This is a genomic window from Streptomyces sp. NPDC050085 (assembly GCF_044460595.1).
In the GTDB taxonomy this organism is placed as follows: Bacteria; Actinomycetota; Actinomycetes; order Streptomycetales; family Streptomycetaceae; genus Streptomyces.
The window spans coordinates 129,576-148,063 of record NZ_JBITJZ010000005.1 but is presented as its reverse complement, the minus strand read 5'-3'; the positions used below and the strand labels follow the sequence as shown (position 1 = coordinate 148,063).

At 71.4% G+C, this 18,488-nt stretch carries 18 protein-coding genes; 11 read left to right on the top strand and 7 right to left on the bottom strand.

Annotation, left to right across the window (positions count from 1 at the left end; genetic code table 11):
- The first annotated feature begins 64 nt into the window (after window positions 1-64).
- The gene (locus ACIBUY_RS20315; protein WP_399153253.1) at window positions 65-1,618 is read left to right on the top strand and encodes a DUF6801 domain-containing protein; all 1,554 of its coding nucleotides are present in this window, start codon (window positions 65-67) and stop codon (window positions 1,616-1,618) included.
- Between the two features lie 183 nt (window positions 1,619-1,801).
- Window positions 1,802-3,046 carry a helix-turn-helix domain-containing protein gene (locus tag ACIBUY_RS20310; RefSeq protein WP_365561437.1) on the top strand — a complete coding sequence of 415 codons (1,245 nt, stop codon included), beginning with the start codon at window positions 1,802-1,804 and terminating at the stop codon, window positions 3,044-3,046.
- 182 nt (window positions 3,047-3,228) lie between these two features.
- Here ACIBUY_RS20310 and ACIBUY_RS20305 read toward each other — a convergent pair whose 3' ends face one another.
- On the bottom strand, window positions 3,229-5,241 hold the full coding sequence (locus tag ACIBUY_RS20305; protein WP_399153483.1) for a bifunctional glycosyltransferase 87/phosphatase PAP2 family protein: 2,013 nt from the start codon (window positions 5,239-5,241) through the stop codon (window positions 3,229-3,231).
- 404 nt (window positions 5,242-5,645) lie between these two features.
- Here ACIBUY_RS20305 and ACIBUY_RS20300 point away from each other — a divergent pair, with 404 nt between their 5' ends.
- Window positions 5,646-7,040: an MFS transporter gene (locus ACIBUY_RS20300; protein ID WP_399153252.1), complete on the top strand. Its 1,395-nt coding sequence runs from the start codon at window positions 5,646-5,648 to the stop codon at window positions 7,038-7,040.
- 15 nt (window positions 7,041-7,055) lie between these two features.
- Here the strand turns inward: ACIBUY_RS20300 and ACIBUY_RS20295 are convergent, their stop codons facing one another.
- Entirely contained in the window at window positions 7,056-7,577 is a 522-nt protein-coding gene (locus ACIBUY_RS20295) for a DinB family protein (protein ID WP_365561983.1), read from the bottom strand.
- Between the two features lie 211 nt (window positions 7,578-7,788).
- On the opposite strand from ACIBUY_RS20295, the gene ACIBUY_RS20290 reads away from it, so the two are divergent.
- Window positions 7,789-8,949, top strand: a complete 1,161-nt coding sequence (locus ACIBUY_RS20290) for a DUF2330 domain-containing protein (protein ID WP_399153251.1) — start codon at window positions 7,789-7,791, stop codon at window positions 8,947-8,949.
- Window positions 8,950-8,953: 4 nt separating this feature from the next.
- Here ACIBUY_RS20290 and ACIBUY_RS20285 read toward each other — a convergent pair whose 3' ends face one another.
- Window positions 8,954-9,367 (bottom strand): hypothetical protein, encoded by a 414-nt coding sequence (locus ACIBUY_RS20285; protein ID WP_365561432.1) that lies wholly within the window; start codon window positions 9,365-9,367, stop codon window positions 8,954-8,956.
- Window positions 9,368-9,455: 88 nt separating this feature from the next.
- Here ACIBUY_RS20285 and ACIBUY_RS20280 point away from each other — a divergent pair, with 88 nt between their 5' ends.
- The 4 genes from ACIBUY_RS20280 to ACIBUY_RS20265 all read left to right on the top strand — a co-directional run bounded on the left by ACIBUY_RS20280 (window position 9,456) and on the right by ACIBUY_RS20265 (window position 12,835).
- Window positions 9,456-9,878, top strand: coding sequence for a DUF1992 domain-containing protein (locus tag ACIBUY_RS20280; RefSeq protein ID WP_365561429.1), 423 nt, complete (start codon window positions 9,456-9,458; stop codon window positions 9,876-9,878).
- 320 nt (window positions 9,879-10,198) lie between these two features.
- Window positions 10,199-11,614, top strand: a complete 1,416-nt coding sequence (locus ACIBUY_RS20275) for an AMP-binding protein (protein ID WP_365561426.1) — start codon at window positions 10,199-10,201, stop codon at window positions 11,612-11,614.
- Window positions 11,611-12,513 carry a hypothetical protein gene (locus ACIBUY_RS20270; protein WP_365561424.1) on the top strand — a complete coding sequence of 301 codons (903 nt, stop codon included), beginning with the start codon at window positions 11,611-11,613 and terminating at the stop codon, window positions 12,511-12,513. The genes ACIBUY_RS20275 and ACIBUY_RS20270 overlap by 4 nt, the downstream gene beginning before the upstream one ends.
- 4 nt (window positions 12,514-12,517) lie before the next feature.
- Window positions 12,518-12,835, top strand: coding sequence for an antibiotic biosynthesis monooxygenase (locus ACIBUY_RS20265; protein ID WP_365561423.1), 318 nt, complete (start codon window positions 12,518-12,520; stop codon window positions 12,833-12,835).
- Window positions 12,836-12,863: 28 nt separating this feature from the next.
- On the opposite strand, the gene ACIBUY_RS20260 is transcribed toward ACIBUY_RS20265, so the two are convergent.
- Window positions 12,864-13,526, bottom strand: coding sequence for a histidine phosphatase family protein (locus ACIBUY_RS20260; protein ID WP_399153250.1), 663 nt, complete (start codon window positions 13,524-13,526; stop codon window positions 12,864-12,866).
- A 108-nt stretch (window positions 13,527-13,634) separates the two neighbouring features.
- Between ACIBUY_RS20260 and ACIBUY_RS20255 the strand changes: the two genes are divergently transcribed.
- Window positions 13,635-14,267 (top strand): glyoxalase, encoded by a 633-nt coding sequence (locus ACIBUY_RS20255; RefSeq protein ID WP_365561420.1) that lies wholly within the window; start codon window positions 13,635-13,637, stop codon window positions 14,265-14,267.
- 40 nt (window positions 14,268-14,307) lie between these two features.
- Window positions 14,308-14,757: a DUF1801 domain-containing protein gene (locus ACIBUY_RS20250; protein ID WP_365561418.1), complete on the top strand. Its 450-nt coding sequence runs from the start codon at window positions 14,308-14,310 to the stop codon at window positions 14,755-14,757.
- 6 nt (window positions 14,758-14,763) lie between these two features.
- On the opposite strand, the gene ACIBUY_RS20245 is transcribed toward ACIBUY_RS20250, so the two are convergent.
- A complete protein-coding gene (locus tag ACIBUY_RS20245) occupies window positions 14,764-15,282 on the bottom strand; it encodes a hypothetical protein (RefSeq protein WP_365561416.1) in 519 nt (172 codons plus the stop codon).
- A 15-nt stretch (window positions 15,283-15,297) separates the two neighbouring features.
- The gene (locus ACIBUY_RS20240) at window positions 15,298-15,879 is read right to left on the bottom strand and encodes a hypothetical protein (RefSeq protein WP_365561413.1); all 582 of its coding nucleotides are present in this window, start codon (window positions 15,877-15,879) and stop codon (window positions 15,298-15,300) included.
- Between the two features lie 138 nt (window positions 15,880-16,017).
- Between ACIBUY_RS20240 and ACIBUY_RS20235 the strand changes: the two genes are divergently transcribed.
- Window positions 16,018-16,530, top strand: coding sequence for a GNAT family N-acetyltransferase (locus ACIBUY_RS20235; RefSeq protein WP_365561411.1), 513 nt, complete (start codon window positions 16,018-16,020; stop codon window positions 16,528-16,530).
- A 31-nt stretch (window positions 16,531-16,561) separates the two neighbouring features.
- Here ACIBUY_RS20235 and ACIBUY_RS20230 read toward each other — a convergent pair whose 3' ends face one another.
- The gene (locus ACIBUY_RS20230; RefSeq protein WP_365561409.1) at window positions 16,562-18,448 is read right to left on the bottom strand and encodes a VCBS repeat-containing protein; all 1,887 of its coding nucleotides are present in this window, start codon (window positions 18,446-18,448) and stop codon (window positions 16,562-16,564) included.
- Window positions 18,449-18,488 lie beyond the last annotated feature (40 nt).

The following is an 18,488-nucleotide window of genomic DNA, read 5'->3' as shown; positions in this document are numbered from 1 at the left end:
GGGCCCGGTCGCGTTTCCGGGCCGCATGACCTCTCGTACACCGTCGGCAGTGAGAAGGGACCAGATGAGAACGGAAGACAAGCGCACCGGGCTCCGACGTCCGGCCCGGCTGGTCTCGGTCGCGTCGGCCGCGCTCGTCGCGGGCCTGCTGTCCGGCGCGGGCTCCCGGGCGGACGAGGCACCACCCTCCGCCGCGGTGCTCGACTACGACTGTGCGCTGCCCGCGTCGGGCCAGGCCGACGAGCCTGCCACGGGCGCCCCCGCCACGACGGCCCGCTCGACGGTGCACGCGTCCGTGAAGGTGGCCACGCAGCTGCCCACAACGGCCGTCGTGGGCAAGCCGATCCGGCCGGGCCCGGTGCAGGTGGCGGCGGACCTGCCGCGCGCGGACCTCGCGGCCGTACTGCCCACGGGCACGACGGACGTCTCCAGCGAAGCGACGCTCGGCGTCCACGTCCGCCAGAACAAGGCGTCGGCGGATGCCACCTGGTCCGGTCTCGACGGTACGGGCACCGTCCCCGCCGAGGGTGCGCAGATGCGGCTCGCGCACATGGGCGACGTGGCCACGATCACCGTGGGCTCTCCCGGCGACGTCGAGCTCGTCGCCGGCGAACTGACCCTCAGGATCACGCCTGCGGCGAGCGGCGATCCGGTCACGGTCTCGTGCACGCCCTCCCAGGGTGACGAGGCGCTGCTGGCCCGGGTACTCGTCCCCGGCGATGACCATCCGTCCGGCGCGCCGTCCACCGGCACATCCCGGGGTACGACCGGCGACCGACGCGGGGCCGACGGAATCGACGTCGCCCCGCAGCCGACGACACCCACCGGCGCCGAGACCTGCCCGCCCGACAGGCCCGAGGGTGACCTGGACCTGAGTCAGGTGCCACCCCCGCTGCCAGGCACGGTTCTGCGGCCTCCCGTCAAACTTCCCGGCCAGCCCGTGTGCGCGTACGCGGTGGGATACGGGACCGTCCGCAAACTCGACGGGTCCATGGTCATCAACGACCCGGCCAGGACGCCCGCCCTGATGAACGTCAACGCCAACGTGCAGACGACCTTCAAGCAGTCCGGACCGTTCTACACTCGCCTGGACTCACTCGCCGAGGTCGACCTGCCCGACGCCGAATCCACCTTCCTCGGCTTCGGGTTCGCCCCCGTCACCGCGAAGGTCACCTTCGAGACGGGGAAGCTCACCATCTCCACCGGAACCATCGGCGACATCCCGAACGGCAAGCCGTTCGCGGTGGCGACCTTCTTCCAGTCCCTGCGCATCCACGACGTGAAGGTGAACGGCACCCCGCTGGACGTCGGGCCCGACTGCCGCACCTCACAGCCCTACCGCGCGACCCTGCGCGGAGACTTCAGCAAGGGCGGAGGCTACAAGGACGTCCTGCACGGCGGCATCCTGTCCGGCCTCGTGGACATTCCCGCGTTCTCCGGCTGCGTCGGCGCGAGCGGCGAGAACGTCAACGCGCTCTTCACCGCCTCCATCAGCGGACCCGGCAACCTCGTCACGATGAACCAGGCCACGGTGTGCGCCCCCAAGAGTGCCGGTGCGCAGGGCTGCCCGCCCGTCATCCCGCCGCTCCCCCCGATCTCGAGGACCACCACCCCCTGAGGCACCGCGTCCACTTCAAGCCAACCGCCCCGAAGTGGTGTACACCACATTCAACTTGCTCTACTTTCACAGGAGTTCCCAAAGGTACGCACCTGACGGTTCCGCAAGGGCCACATGGGCCACACCCACGGCCCTCGCGGACCCCGTTCCCCCCACCGGGCGCCCGGACAGCGAGGACCGTACATGCCCCCGCGCGTGCAACCCCCAGACGTGAACGAACCGCTGGGCCCGCTCCCCCCGGAGTTCGCCGCCATCATGCGGCCCGAACTCCCCGGGCTCATCAAGGAGATACGGGTCGAGGTGACGCGCGCGTACCCCGAGTACGCGCACCTCCTCAACGGCCCGAACGCCGCGGCGATCCGGCACGGCGTCGAACACGCCCTGTCCGCGTTCGTCGACCGCGTCGCCGACCCGGACGCCTCGTCCGCCGTACGCGACGAACTCCTCCGCAAATTCGGCAGAGTTGAGGCCTACGAGGGACGCGACCTCGAAACGCTCCAGGGCGCCTATCGTCTCGGCGCCCGCGTGGCCCTGCGCCGCGCGAAGACGATCGGCCGCCGCTACGACCTCTCCCCCACCCTCCTCCTCACCTTCGCCGACGCGCTCTTCGCGTACATCGACGAACTGGGAGCGCTCTCACGCGAGGGGTACCAGGAGGTCCAGGCGAGATCGGGTTCCGCTCTCGAAACGCTCCGAAGACGCTTGCTCCACCTCATCCTGGCGGGCACCCCGCTCAATCACACCACCATCAACGAGCTGTGCGAGCAGGCCAGTTGGCCGTTGCCCGACGAGGTCACCCTCATCGCTCTGCGCACCCCGGCGCCCGACCACATCCAGGCGGACCTGGACATGGACGTCCTCACCGACCTGGGCGTCCCGCAGCCGCACCTCCTCATTCCCGGCCCGTTCACCCCCGAGCGGCGCGCGATGCTGGAGTCCGCGACGCTCGGCACGCCGCTCGCGATCGGCCTCACGGTGCCGACCGCACAGGCCGCGGATTCGCTCCGCTGGGCCCGGAGGCTGCTTCAACTGGTCGACGATGACATCGTTGCCGACGCTCAAGTCATCGACACGGCAGACCACTTGGTGACCTTGTGGCTGCTCTCCGATCCGGCCCTGGTCAATGAGATCGCGACCCGCGAACTCGCCCCGCTCGACAAGTCCTCGGGCACCCGTCGCGCCCGCCTCGTGGAGACCCTGCACGCCTGGCTGACCACGCGCGGCACCGCGGACCAGGTCGGCGACGTCCTCGGCGTCCACGCCCAGACCGTCCGCTACCGGCTGCGCAATCTCGACGCGCACTTCGGCGACCGCCTGGAGGACCCGGGACACCGGTTCGCCATGGAGGCCGCGCTGCGGGCGCTGCACCTCCACGGCGGGGTCGCGGCCGGCCAGGTCACGATGGCGTCGAGCACCAGAGAAGCATGATCACCGGACACGGTCCCTGAGAACGCGGCGGCGCACCCGAACCCGCCGATTCTGAACGACAGTTGAACCGAGATCGGTATCCATCCTGCGGGGTCCGGCGCCCCCAGGAAGGCGACCGCCCGCGTCCGTGAACGTCCCCTGCACGGCGACCGCGTCGCAGCTCGATCCCGGCGGCGTCAGCGTCACGCCTCCCGCGGCGACGGCGGTCCCGCCCCCGGACGTGACGACCCACGACGACGGGCCGGAACTCCGCCGATCTCGGACGCGGCAGCCGTGACCGTCTTCACCCGCGGGCCCTGAAGCGCGTACGTGAGGAAGAACCCGAGCCCGACGACGGTCGCGCCGCCCACCGCGTCGAGCACCCAGTGGTTCCCGGTCGCGACGATCGCGGAGACCGTGCACAGGGGGTGGACGAGGCCGAGGGCCTTGACCCACCGGCGGCGGGCGAGGACCACGATGACGATGCCGCACCACAGGGACCAGCCGAAGTGCAGCGAGGGCATCGCCGCGTACTGGTTCGTGAGCTCGGTCAGCGTGCCGTAGTTGGGCTTGGAGAAGTCCTGGGCACCGTGGACCGTGTCGATGAAGCCGAGGTCCGGCATCAGGCGCGGCGGAGCAAGGGGGTACGCCCAGAAGCCGATGAGGGCGAGGAGTGTCGCGAAGCCGAGGGCCGAGCGCGCCCAGCGGTACTCCGCGGGGCGCCGGACGTACAGAAGGGCGAGCAGGCTCAGCGGGACCACGAAGTGGAAGGACGTGTAATAGAAGTTGAAGAAGTCCTTCAGCCAGGGCGCGTGGTCGACGACGCCGTGGTTGACCCAGTGCTCGATGTCGATGTGCAGGAACTTCTCGATCGAGTGCACCTGGTGGCCGTGGGACTCCGCGGTGACCCGGCCGCCGGAGATCGTGCCGCCGGTCGCCGCGAGCCGCACCTGCTGGTACGCGGAGTAGCCGACGCGGATCAGGAGGAACTCGAGGATCAGGTTCGGGCGGGACAGGACGCGACGCCAGAGCGGCAGGAGCGGGACCCAGGTCCAGCGGGCGGGGACGGGTGCGGCGTAGTCCGTGGGGATCGGCGTCCGGTACAGCGGCGACGTGCGGGAGAGGAAGGGGACGACGCAGGCGGCGGCGAGCGCCGCGAGCAGCACCACGTTGTCCCGGATCGGCTCGACGACCGGCATGTTCGGCAGCAGCATCTTCGACGGCAGCGTCAGCGCGAGGATGACGAGGACCGGCCACATGTAGCGGTCGGAGACGCGCTTGCCGACGCTGCCGACGACGGCGAGGAGCACCCAGAGCAGCTGGTGCTGCCAGGTCGTCGGCGAGACCGCGACGGCCACGCAGCCCGTGACGGCGACGGCGAGGAGGAGCTGGCCGTCGCGCGCGTACGTGACCGCGCGGCGCAGGCCGAGCACGGCGACCGTGACGCCCAGGGCCGCGAAGAGGCCGATCTCCAGCGGTCCTTCGAGGCCGAGGCGGAGCAGCATGCCGTGCAGCGACTGGTTGGCGCCCGCGGCGGGCTCGGTGCTCAGGCCCGTGCCGGCCAGGTGGTGCACCCAGTACGTCCACGAGTCGTGCGGCAGCGCGGCCCAGGCGAGCGCGGTGGCGCCGACGAAGGTGAGTCCTGAGGTGACGGCCGCGCGCCTGCGGCCGGTGAACCACAGCAGCGGCGCGAAGAGGAGGACCGTCGGCTGGAGGGCGGCGGCGACGCCGATGAGGACGCCGGACGCCCGCTCCCCCCGTACGGCGAAACAGCCGAGGAGGACGAGCAGGACCGGCAGGATGCTGGTCTGGCCGAGCGTGAACGCGTTGCGCACGGGCAGGGACAGCATGAGCAGGCTGATCGCGACGGGCGCGGCGAACAGGGACGTACGGCGGGAGACGGGCTGCGGCAGGGCGCGCGCGGCGACCAGGCCGAGCGCCACGACGAGCGCGAGCGAGCCGAACGTCCAGCCCCAGCCGAGGGCCTGTTCGGCGGCGCGGGAGAGCGGTTTGAGGACGAGGCCGGAGAACGGGGTGCCGGTGAACGGGTCGGTTCCGTCGTAGAGCGAGCCCTTCACGTGGAGGACGCCGTTCGGGCCGATCCACGTCTCGAGGTCGGTGAGGCGCTCACCGCGTGGCGTGCTCAGGACAGCCACTAGCTGGCGCGCGGCGAGCACGGTGGCGATCAGCCACAGACCTGCGCGTACGAGGCTCATCCGCCCGGTCATCGTTCCCTGGTGATCCACGTTCGCCACGCGCTGTCGACCCTCCCGACCTCGTCGTCGTCGCCCTCGTACTCGTACTCGTACGAGTCGCACCGCCCCCAGACAGGAGACGCGCGCAACCCCTACTTCACCTGTTCGTCCACTCGGATTTGTCCGGAAGGCGACGCCTCATTGCTGGCTACACGGATCCGGTTCCGCGACAAAGATCACAGATTAGTCCGTTTCCGCCGCCGATGCGGCATCGCGTTCTTCCTGGCCGGAGGCAGTTTCCGTGCGCCACGTAGCGAGAAGGTCGCTCTCCGTGAGGATCGCCGTCGGGCCTAAGGTCCCTTTCGGGCCGTTCCACGTGAGCGGCCTTTGCCCTTGTCCCCGACGAAAGGCAGGCGAGCGAGACCTTGTCGAGCGCCACCTCCATCGTTCCCAGTACCAGCAGGCCCTCCATCTCCGCGAGGGGCCGCACTTCCGCCGAGCGCACGAACGTCACCGTCACCGACCCGTCGCTGGTCAAGCGCGCGGTGAAGGCGGCGGCACTCGGCAACGCGATGGAATGGTTCGACTTCGGTGTCTACGGCTACCTGACCGCGACGCTCGGCCACGTCTTCTTCCCGACGGCGTCCAGCAGCGCCCAGGTCCTGTCCACGCTCGGCACGTTCGCCGCCGCCTTCCTCGTGCGCCCCATCGGCGGCGCCTTCTTCGGCCCGCTCGGCGACCGGATCGGCCGGCAGAAGGTCCTCGCCATCACCATGATCATGATGGCGGCGGGCACCTTCGCGATCGGCCTGATCCCCTCCTACGACACCATCGGCGTGTGGGCGCCCGTGCTGCTGATCGCGGCGCGCATGGTGCAGGGCTTCTCGACCGGTGGTGAGTACGGCGGCGCGTGCACGTTCATCGCCGAGTACGCGCCCGACAAGCGCCGCGGCTTCTTCGGCAGCTTCCTCGAGTTCGGCACGCTCGTCGGTTACGTGGCGGGCGCGGGCCTCGCGACCCTGCTCACCACCACGCTGTCGGACGGCGACCTGTACGGCTGGGGCTGGCGCCTGCCGTTCCTCATCGCGGGTCCGATCGGCCTGGTCGGCCTCTATGTACGGATGAAGCTGGAGGAGACCCCGGCGTTCCAGCAGCTCGCGGACGAGGCCGAGAAGAAGCAGAAGGCCCTGCCGAAGCCGAAGCTGCGCGAGATGTTCGTCGGCAACGGCGGCGCGATGGCCCTGTGCATCGCCCTCGTCCTCGTCTTCAACGTCACCGACTACATGCTCCTCTCCTACATGCCCACGTTCCTGAGCGAGGAGCTCGGCTACGACGCCACCCACGGCACGCTCATCCTCATCGGCGTGATGCTGCTGATGATGTGCGTCCAGATCCCGATGGGCGCGGCCAACGACCGCTTCGGCCACCGCAAGGTCATCGGCGCGGCCTGCGCGGGCTTCGTGCTGCTGTCCGTCCCCGCGGTCCTGCTGATCCGCGCGGGTTCGACCTGGGCGATCGCCCTCGGCCTCGCCGCCCTCGGCCTGCTCCTGGTCGGCTTCACGTCGTCGATGCCGTCGGCGCTCCCGGCCCTGTTCCCGACGAAGGTCCGCTACGGCTCGCTGTCCGTCGGCTTCAACGTCTCGGTGTCCCTGTTCGGCGGCACGACCCCGCTGATCGCCGCCGCGCTCATCGCGGGCACGGGGAACCTGATGATCCCGGCGTACTACATGATGGCGGCGGCGATCATCGGCGGGATCGCGGCGTGGCGGATGAGGGAATCGGCGGGCAAGCCGCTGCCGGGTTCGCCTCCGGCGGTCTGACCCCGGGTCCGGTCCTTACTGACCGACCCGCCCGTCCACCCGTTCGCGGAGCAGATCCGCGTGGCCCGCGTGGCGTGCGTACTCCTCGATCATGTGGAGAAGCACCTCGCGCAGGGAGATCGACAGGTCCCCGGCCGCGTTCATGGCGCCCAGGTCCTCGATCCCCTCCACGTACTTCTCCGCGAACGCGATCTCCTCGCGCCACATCCGGAACGCCTCCTCCACCACGGCGTCCTCGGCGACGGCCCCGTCCCAGTCGAGATCCCGGTGCTCCGGCGTACGGAACAGCTCCGGCTCGTCGAGACCCGCGTGGATGCGGCGGAACCACACGTGCTCGACCCGCGCCATGTGCCGCACGAGCCCGAGCAGCGACATCGTCGACGGCTCGACGGACCGCCGCGCGAGCTGCTCCGCGTCGAGGCCCGCGCACTTCAGCTCCAGGGTCAGGCGGTAGTCGCGCAGATAGCCGACGAGCATGGCGCGTTCGCCCTGATAGCCGCCGTCCGTACGCGGATCGTCGTCCGGCGTCACGAACATGTTGGACCAGGCGAAGTTCCGTACGGGTTGGCCGGGTTGGCCGGGTTGGCCGGGTTGGCCGGGTTGGCCGGGTTGAGCGGATGGTGCGGGCTGATCGGGGCGAACGGGCTGGTCATCTGTCATGCCCGCAGCATCGGGCAGGGTGGCGGGCCCGCGCAACAGCCGCGTAACGCCGGGAACCACGCCCCCACCCGCCCCCGTCGCTACGCGCATGACCACACCAGCCGCCGCACCGGCCGCACCGGCCGCGCCCCTGACCACCCGCGCCAGGGTCCTGCTCGTCACCTTCGCGCTGCTCGCGATCCAGCTCGCCTGGATCGCCGTGCCCGCGTACGCGTGCGGCTGCGGCGCGATGGTGCCGCACACCGGGCAGCAGGTCGTCGTCAACGACGAGACGTCGGCGGTGCGTTGGGACGGGCACCGCGAGGACATCGTGATGCGGCTGAGGGTGAGCGGCGACGTGCGCGACGTCGCCTGGGTCATGCCCGTGCCCCACCGCGCCCAAGTACGCCTGGGCGAAAGCGAGTTGTTCACGCAGCTGGAGACGGCGACCGCGCCCGAGCGGCGCACCCGGCACTACTTCTGGCCACGCGACGACGACTGGCCGTTCGGCGGCGACGACTCCGGCGACGCGGCGGCGCCGAAGCCGGGCGCACCCCGCAGCGACGTGAACGTCGTGGGCCGCGAACACCTCGGCCCGTTCGACGTGGCCCGCCTCACCGCCACCGACCCCGACGCCCTCGCCGACTGGCTGCAGCGGAACGGCTTCACGCTGCCGCCCCGGCTCGCCAAGGCCCTCCAGCCGTACGTCGACCAGGGCTGGGAGTACGTCGCGATCCGCCTCGCCCCCGAGGACCGCGGCTCCGTGCTCGGCGGTGCGCTCGACCCGCTGCACCTCACCTTCGCCGGCGACCGCCTCGTCTACCCGATGCGGCTCTCCCAACTGGCGCACACCCCGCAGAACTTGACCCTGTACGTCCTCGCCGCCCACCGCATGGAGACCCGCTCGGCGATCGGCGGGGAGCGGCCGGAGGTGACGTACGCGGGGAAGGTCACGGCCCCGGCGGCGGGCCCGCTCGCCCAACTGGCCGCCGGTACCCAGTACTTGACGACCCTGAGGCAGGCCTTCCCGACGCCGTCCCGCATCGACGCCGACCACGAGCTGCGGCGGGCGGCGGCCGACACCCCGTACCGGACGGTCCACTACACGGACCGGCTGCTCACCGTCGGCCCCGGCATCCCCGTCTGGTTCCTGACGCTCGTCGCCGCGGTGGCCGTCACCGGAACCGCGGCGCTCCTGACCGTCCGCACCCGGCGCCGCCGCCCCGTCCTTCCGCCGCCGCCCGTGCACGTGCCGCCGCCCCTCGGCTGACGGCCTACGTGCCGTCCGCGACCTCGTGGTAGAACCCGACGGTCACGCTGCGCGGCCCGCCCCGGTCGAGGACGACGACCTCGCCGGAGCCGCCGCGCGGCAGCTTCAACGCCCCGCCGTACGGCACGGGTTGACCGGGCCCGCCGTCGGCCCCGAGGCGCACCCGCACCTCCGAGGCGGGATCGTCCTGCGACCCCCGCACCCACACCACGCTCCACTCCCGCGCGGGCCCGCACCAGAACTCCAGATGCACCCGGGACACGAACAGCCAGTCCTCCGGCGTCACGAGCCGGCACACGCTCCGGTCCCGCCCCACCCGCACCACGGCCCCCGGCACACTGTCCGCCTCGGCCATCACCATCCCGGCCGTCGACCCGGGGTCGCCCCCGGCCACCGTGGCCATGGTCAGTTCGAGCACCGCACTCCCCCAGAGTCAGCGTCCGTCGTAGCGGCCGCATCCTATGGGCCCCCGGCCCGACCCGGACCACCTGCGCGACAATGGCTCCATGACCGAACGCAAACCACCCGGCGTCAGCTTCGAGTCATTCGTCGACAAACAGATCCGCGACGCGGAGCGGCGCGGCGACTTCGACTCCCTGCCCGGCACCGGCAAGCCCCTCGACTCCGCGGCCGACACCACGTACGACGAGAACTGGTGGATCAAGCGCAAGTTGGCCCGCGAGGGCTTCTCCGTCCTGCCCCCGACCCTGGCCCTGCGCAAGGAGGCCGAGGACGCGCTGGAGGCGGCGGCGAAGGCCCCCACGGAAGCGGTCGTGCGCCGCATCGTCACCGAGATCAACGCCAAGATCAGCGACATGATGTTCAAGCCGCCGCCGGGTCCGCCCCTTGGCCTGAAGCCGTACGACATCGACGAGATCGTGGCGGAATGGCGCGAAACACGATCGAAATCGGACCCCGATATTCCGTAATCACTCTCCGATTTCCGAACGGAAACTGATCACCGGAGCCTTGACACCCCTCAAACCCCAGGAACAGCATTGCTCCCGTTCGCCACTCCGGTGAACGACTCGAGGTAGGAGGTTCGAATGGCAGCGATCGTCTCCACGCTCAAGCACACGAAGTACATCATGGGTTCGATGGCGGGCGTCCTGTTCTCCAGCTGCATCAGCTGACCTGCGCCCGAAGGGGTGGGCGGCCTCGCCGCCCACCCCGGTGCACCCCGTTCATCGGGGCCTCCAGCCGTTCTTGACGTTCTCGATGATCTTGGTGTTCTCGGGCAGGGGGAGTCGTGTTCGATTCCGGCATCCGGCAGTTCCGGCTGGCCTGGGCGATGGTCCTCGGCCGCCCCATCAATGTCCGCTCAGCGGAGAAGCTCGTCGCCGACGCATTGGCCACCCTGGCCGAATTCGGCGCTCCCGGTGAGGACGTCGAGCAATTGCTGCGCGGCACGGCCGCCGACCCGCAGATGCGCACCGAGATGACGAACAAGGCGCTGCGCCGCACCGCGCAGCGGCTCGCGAAGAAGTCCGTCTTCTACGCCGAGCACTTCCGTGCCGCCGGAGTCGACCCGGCGAAACTCACCGTCGACACCGTGCACGCCGTCCCGGTCACCACCAAGACCGACCTGGTCAAGCGCGGCCGCGACTTCCTGTGCAGCGAGCCCTTCCTCGCCTCACGCACCACGGGCACCACCGGCCGCCCCGCGGAGATCTGGTACTCGGCGTACGAGGAACGGCTGTGGCCCGCGCTCGTGGCGCTGTCCCAGGTGCTGCGCGGCAACGTCCTGAAGTCGGACCTGATCCAGTTCAACGTGAGTTCGAGGGCGACCGGCAGCGCGTACGCGGAGATGCAGGTGGCCCGGCTGGCCGGCACCGCGATACGCCTGGTGGGCCTGGTGCCGCCCGCCGAGGCCCTGGACCTGATGACCGGCACCGGCCCGGGGGCGCCGACCGTGATGGTCACGTACCCCAGCTACCTCGGCCAGTTGATCACCCTGGCCCGCGAACGGGGCCTGGGGCCGGGCGACTTCAGGCTGCGCGCCCTGAACGTCGGCAGCGAGATCCTGTCCCCGGCCCTCGCACAGGCCGCGACCGACACCTTCGGCGCCCGCGTCAACGACCTCTACGGCATGACCGAGATCACGCCGGTGGCCGGCGCCATCTGCACGCAGCAGCACCTGCACATCGACGCGAACGTCGGCCTGGTCGAGGTCTGCGACCTGGAGACCGGCGAACCGGCCGCGCCCGGCGCCCTCGGCTCGATCGTGGCCACGCCGTTCCACCCGTACCGCGAGTGCATGCCGCTGTTCCGCTACGACACCGGTGACCTCGTACGGCGGCTGCCCGACGGGGAGTTGGACTGCGAGATGGCGAACGTACCGGCCACCTCGCAGATCCTCGGCAAGGCCGACCACGTCCTGCGCACCGCCGACTCCGTGGTGACCTCCCGCGACGTCATCGAGGTGCTCGACGCCCTGCCGGACGCGCGGTGGCCGGTGCGGCACCGGGTCTCGGTCGCCGACGGCAGGCTGCGCGTCGAACTGCCCGCCGAGCAGGCCGCGCAGTGGGACGCCGCCGACGTGGCCGCCCGGTTCGCCGCGGCGGGCCTGGACGCGGCGGTCCGCTTCGTGGACGTGGACGGGCTCGAACTGCGGCGCTACCGCAGTGACTTGAGGGAGACCAGCTTCGCCGGGAGGACCGCGTGAGCGCCGCACAGCACACCTTCTTCATCCTGGTCACGCTGGCCCTGTCGGTGGGCGTCGCGCTCGCCGCCGTCGCGTTCTTCCGCCGCTTCACGCTCCCGAGGCCCGCGGTGGGCGCCTTCAACGGCAACGACATGGTCGTCATGCTGGCCTTCGTCATCGCGCTGCCGTTCCTCTATCTCTCCTTCCCCGACTGGCTGTTGCCGCCGGTGCTCGGCCTCACCCTGGTCGGCGGGCTCGCCGTCAGCTGGGGTTCGGTGATCCGGCCGGGGTGGCTGCGCTGGCTGCTCATCCTGGGCCTGGTCGCGGCCGACTGGTTCACCGCCCGCGGCGCCGAGGACGACCCGACGCACGCCACGCCGTACTGGGTGGTCAACAGCGTGATGATCCTGCTGATGGCCATCGGCGCCGCCAACCTCAACGCCCAGGGCGGCCTCAGCCTGCGCCACGTCTCCCGCTTCGCGCTCGCCCTCGCCGTGTACGACCTCTTCTTCGCCACGGTCGTACCGATGACCCAGCGCCTCCTGAACGCCGTGCAGGGCTACGCCTTCGCCCCGTCCGTCGGCATCCGCATCGGCGACCTCGGCGCCGTCGTCGGCATGGGCGACCTGCTGGTGTACGCGCTGTACACGACGATCGCGTACAAGGCGTACGGGCGGCGCGGCCTGGCGACCGCCCTCGTGCTGGTCGCGGTCTTCGGCGGCCTGCTGCCGCCGCTCACCCCGCTCCTGGTCGAGTCCGTCACCGGCGACCTGCCCACGCTGATCCCGGCCCAGATCTTCTTCGGCCCCGCCGCGTTCGTCGGCTACCTCGTCCTGCGCCGCACCGGACCGGAGCGCCGCATGGCCGAGGTCAGGCCGCCGGTGCCCGTGCCGGTGCCGGTGGGCGGTACGGCAGGATGACCCCATGAGCATCGTCAAGATCAACGTCCTGACCGTCCCGGCCGAGCAGCGCGAGGTCCTGGAGAAGCGCTTCGCGTCCCGCGCGGGCGCCGTGGAGAACTCCGACGGCTTCGAGTGGTTCGAGCTCCTGCGCCCCATCGAGGGCACGGACGACTACCTGGTGTACACGCGCTGGCGCGACGAGGCGTCGTTCCAGGCGTGGATGGAGGGCCCGATGAAGGCGGCCCACCAGGGCGGCGGCGACCGCCCGAAGCCCGCCTCGACCGGGTCGTCGGTGTGGTCCTTCGAGGTCGTACAGCAGGCGTCACCGAAGAGCGCGTAGCGCCCGTACGTACGTCACAGCACGTACGTCACACGTGGAGCTCCGCCGGGAATCCCGTCCAGCGGAGCTCCTGCGGCAGATGGCTCATGTCGTTGAGGACGAGGAGCGACGCCGGGCGGCCGGGGGCGTAGCGGATGACCGTCAGGGCCGCGTTGCCCAGATCGAGGCCGATCCAGCGGGCGCGGGGGGCCTGTAGGGCGTCGCGGACCAGCCAGGCCGCCAGGAAGTTGTGCGTGACCACCAGCTCGTGACGGGGAGCCGCGTCGGCCTCTCCCTCGGCCGGGCCGGTGAAGCGGGCCAGCGCCTGGTCCGCGAGGCCCGGGCCCAACTCCCTCTCTGCGACCGGGAATTGGGCCAGGCGGGCCAGCGTCGCGTCGGCCGTCTCCGGCGGGAGTTCGGCGCGGGGCGGGATGTACGGGAGGTAGTCGCCCGCCGGTTCGCAGGCGTGGAGGGGGACCCCGCCCAGCCGGTCGTGGATCAGCCGGGCCGTCTGCGCCGCGCGCGGCAGCGGGCCGTGGTGGACCGCCGTGAAGGGCACCGGGCGGAGGCGCTCGGCGAGGAGCTCGGCCTGGCGGACACCCCGGGCCGACAGGGCGCTCTCGTCGTCGGAGGCCTCTGCGTGCCGGACCACGTACAGGTGGCGCGTGGTCATTGCGGTGGCAGCAGCGTCAGCGTCAGTGGCAGCGGTCATGACGTGCAGGACGATCTTGGGCACGGGGCGGTTCCGGTGTCGTGGCCGCCGGAGACCGGTCAGGAATGGAGAAGCCATGGTGGGCGCCCCGCGCCTAGCGTGAAGCACATGACCTCCATCGCATCCATCACCCTCGAAGTGGCCGACACCGTCGCCGCGGAATCCTTCTACGCCACCGCCTTCGACCTCAAAGGCTCCCGGCTGCGGCTGCGCACCTCCGAGGCCCCTACGACCGGCTTCCGCGGATTCACGCTGTCGCTCACCGTCTCCCAGCCCTCCACCGTCGACAGCCTCATCGGCTCCGCCCTCGAGGCCGGTGCCACGTCGCTGAAGCCGGTCACGAAGTCCCTGTGGGGCTACGGCGGCAGCGTCCAGGCCCCCGACGGAACGATCTGGAAGGTCGCGACCTCCGCGAAGAAGGAGACGGGGCCCGCCACGCGCGCGTACGACGAGATGGTGCTCCTGCTCGGCGTCGCCGACGTCAAGGCGAGCAAGCAGTTCTACGTGGAGCAGGGCCTGGCCGTGGGCAAGAGCTTCGGCAGCAAGTACGTCGAGTTCACCGCGGACCCGTCGAGTCCGGTCAAGCTGGCCCTGTACAAGCGCGCCGCCCTGGCCAAGGATGCGGGCGTACCCGTCGACGGCAGCGGCTCGCACCGGATCGCGCTGGGCAGCACCGCCGGTCCGTTCACCGACCCCGACGGGTTCGCCTGGGAAGCGGCGTCCCTGACGCCCGCCTCCTGAGTTCCTGATTCTTCGTCAGCAGTGTGAGAGGGGACCTGTCATGACGCGCACCGAGCAGGAAGACGGCTTCACCGCCGAGGAACGTGCCGCGATGAAGGACCGCGCCAAAGAGGTGAAGGCGGGCGCCCGGCGCCGTGCGGGCGGTGCGAAGGCCGACCCGGAGAGCGAACTCCTCGCGAAGATCGCCGAGATGGAGGACGCGGACCGCGTCCTCGCCGAGCGGATCCATGCCCTCGTCAGGGCCGCCGCCCCGCACCTCACGCCGAAGACCTGGTACGGGATGCCCGCGTACGCGAAGGACGGCAAGGTCCTCTGCTTCTTCCAGAGCGCGGCCAAGTTCAAGGCGCGCTACGCGACGCTCGGCTTCAACGACGTGGCGACGCTGGACGACGGCACCATGTGGCCGACCGCCTTCGCCCTGACCAGCGAGCTGACCGCCGCCGACGAGGCCCGCATCAGCGAGCTCGTCAAGCGGGCGGCCGCCGGCTAGGAACCGTCACAGGCGGAGCAGGCGCTCCGCCGTCTCCCGGTAGTCGCGCAGTGCGATCCGCAGCTGCTCGGTGTCGTCCTTGGAGTCCTGCCAGGACGTACGCAGGGTGTCGCGGCGGCTCGCCAGCGTCTCGGTGAGGCTGGCCGTCAGGTCCTCGAGGATGTGGTCGGCCTCCTCCACGGAGGCCCGCGGCTCGTCGACGAACCCGGTGACCGCGTGCCGCAGCCGCCCGGCCAGTTCGTCACGGGTGCCCGTGGGGACGAGCTCGGTGTGGAGGTCGCCGTCGCCGGTCCCGTGGTCGAAGTGGCGGGCGCTGCGCTCGTGCCCCTCGGGGCTCGCGACCAGCGGCGCCGGCTCGTCGGTTCCGCTCCCGCTCCCGCTCCCGGTCCCCGTCCCCGTCCCGGTCACCGTGTTCTTCTCGACCGACGTCTTCTCGGCCGCCGTCTTCTCGGCCGCCGTGTGCCCGGTGAGCGGCCCCGCCGCCTGCCCCGGTTCGTCCTGCTGTGTGCGCTCGAACTCCGTCATCGTCCCTCAGCTCCCTCAATTGCCCTTGGTGGTACGCCCTTTGAGGGCATGGCCCGCCGTGCGGTCGGAGCCGACCAGTACGTGGAACAGGGCCCGCGCCTCGACCATCGCCGTGCGCATCTCCTCCGTACCGCCGTCCCGCGTCTCCGCCGCCCGGTGCACCCGCCGGTAGCCGTGCACCTGCGGGCCGTGGTGGACGGAGAGCGCGGCGAACTGTTCGTCGTAGCGGCTGCCGTCGGGGAAGCCGCGCTCCTTGGCGAGGTCGGCGAGGATCAGGTCCGCCTCGGCGACCGCCTCGGCCGGGGACTCGACGAAGCGCTCCTGGGCGTCGGCCCAGCGCTCCTGGTACCGCGCGCGGGCGGCGGGCTCCAGCGGCTGCTCCCGCAGCGAGCCGTGGATCCGTACCCGCTCGGCGAGTTCGTGCTCGGCGGCCTTGGCGTCGCCGTCGTGCCGGGCCACCGCCCGGTCGTACTCGGGGCCGAAACGGCGCTTGAGGCCGTGTCCCCCGCGGGGTGCGGTGCGCGCGGCGAAGAGGCCTGCCGCGACGACGACCACGACCCCCACCACGATCAGAGCGATGATCAAGCCTGTGGACATGAGTACTCCCGGACCTTCCCGGTGTCGGTGGTGGACTGCTCCGCGCCGGGTTGCCCCCACCGTCCGCTCCAAACAGATCCGGGGGCCGCCGGCGAAATCCGGTTGCGTCTCCGCGCCCCACCGGCCCCACAATCCCTCATGCGCACCTCTTGGACCGTCTCCCCCGAGCCGTACGACTCCCCCGTCGCCGCCGAACTGTGGCGCGCGTACTACACGGAGGTGAGCGACCGCTGGTACCGCCTGCACGAGGGGCGTGCCACGGACCCGGCGGAGCTGGAGCGCGAGGTCGCCGCGGGCGGACAGGAACAACTGGCCCCGCCGCAGGGCCAGTTGCTCGTCGGACGCTACGAGGGCGAACCGGCCGGAACCGCGGGGGTGCGCCTCACCGACCCGCGCACGGACCCGGTCACCGCGGAGCTGACCCGTGTCTTCGTACGCGAGGAGCTGCGCGGAAAGGGCGGGGCACCGCTGCTCGTCGCGGCAGCCGAGGACGCGGCCCGCGCGCTGGGCGCCGAGGTGCTCCGCCTGGACACCCGCAGCGACCTGGTGGAGGCGCGGGCGCTGTACGCACGGCTCGGGTACGAGGAGACGGCCCCGCACAACGACGGCGTCTACGCCGAGCACTGGTTCAGCAAGAAACTGACCAAGTGACCGGCGCAGCCGCCCAGTTGTTGAACGTGCCTCAGTTGTTGTAAGGGCTGATGAGCGTGGCCGCCCGGTGGTTGTAGCCCTTGCCGTCGGAGCGCCAGCCGGTGCGCGGCGCGGTGAGGGTGCCGCCCGGTCCTGACGGCCAGGTGAACATGGCGATGCGGCCGTCGCTGTAGCCGTAGAGGGTGGCGAGGTCGTCGCGCCCGTCGCCGTCGTAGTCGCCGGTGAGGGGCTTCATGTTCCCGTAGGTCCAACTGCCCGCCTTCGCCTGGTAGGCGGTGACCGGTCCGGCGAACCTGCCCTCGCGGTCCGCGGCGAAGGTGAAGACGGCGTCGCGCCCGTCGGCGTAGTCGTACCAGAGGGCGATGTCGCCGATGCCGTCCCCGTTGAAGTCCCCGGCGTGCGGATAGGCGCGCGCGAAGTTTCCGAACGTCTTGCTGCTCCACGAGGCGGTCCTGGTGAAGCGGCCGTCGGCGGTGGCGAGGAAGGTGTGCAGGGTCAGGGTGCCGTCACTCGCCCCGTAGAGGGCGGCGAGGTCGTCGCGGCCGTCGCCGTTGAAGTCGCCCGTGACCATCTTGGTCGCCCGGCGCTGCCAACTGGTGGGCTCCTCATGGGCGTTGACGGGCGCCGCGAACGAGCCGTCGGCGCCGGCGGCGAACGTGAAGATCCTGTTCCGCCCGTCGCTGTACGCGTACCAGGCGGCGAGGTCGTCGCGGCCGTCCCCGTCGAAGTCGCCGCTCTGCAGCGTCATGGACGTGCCGTAGAAGCCGCCCGGGTTGGACTCCCACGATCCGACGGGCCGGCCGAAGCCGCCGTCCGGTGTGGCGAGCGCGGTCATCAGGCGGACCCGGCCGCCGAGGTAGTCGTAGAGCATCGCGGCGTCGGCGCGGCCGTCCCCGTTGAAGTCGCCGGAGGCGAACTGCATCCGGTCGATGTTCCAGCTGCCCGGGTTGGAGGCGTAGGAGCCGAAGGGCTGCCCGAGGGTGCCGTCGGCGGCGGCGGTGAGGGTGTGCAGACCTGAGCGCCTGTCGCCGTACGTGTACCAGACGGCCAGGTCGCTGCGGCCGTCGCCGTCGTGGTCGTGCCGGGCGGCGGCGCCCTTCGGGTCCACCGTCAGTCGCAGGGTGAACGGAGTGCGGACGGGGACCCGGTCCGGGTTCGACCCGCCGTCCGCCGCGGCGACCCCCTCGGTGGTGACGGTGCCCTCCGCGGCGTCGTCCGCCACGGTGACCGGCACGCGGTAGTCGTGGGGCCCCGCGCCCGCCCGCCGCTCGCAGGTGACCTGCTGTCCGGCCTGGGTGCACTCGGGCGAGTCCGCCGTCACCCCGGGCGGCAGCCGGAACGTGAACGCGTGGCGCGCGAACAGCCATCCGCTGTTGTTGAAGGCGACCGCGGACCCGAGGTCGGGGTGGGCGCCCGGTGCCGGTGCCTTGATCGTCAGGGTGTGGGAGCCGGGCCCGGACAGGGTCTGCGCGGTCGTCGGCCGCTCGGCGACCGTGTAGGCGTAGGTGTCCTGGCGGTGCGGGCTCGCGGTGGCGACGGTGAACGCGGCGCCCCCGGTGCCCTCCGGCACGACGATCTGCGCCGCGACGACGAAGACGGCGGGCCCGCCCTCCGTGGCCGTGCAGGTCAGCACCCGGCCCGCGGCGCCGCAGTCCATGTCGAGGCCCGGCGCGACGGTCCCCCACGCCGCCGTGCCCGACAGCGTGTACGTGAACACGTCCCCGGCCGACCCCGAACTGCCGCCCTGCGGATGGAACATGACGGTGCTGCCCTCCGTCACGCTCACGTCGATCGGGGCGGCGACGGCGCCGGCGGACGGGACCGCGACCCCGCCCAGCACGAGCGCCGCCCCCGCTCCGAGCGCGGTCGCGTACCGGGCCGCGCGCCGACGAGGTACTGAGATGCCTGAGATACCCATGCCGCCGCATTAGACCAGTGAACCCGGCATTTACCGTGTA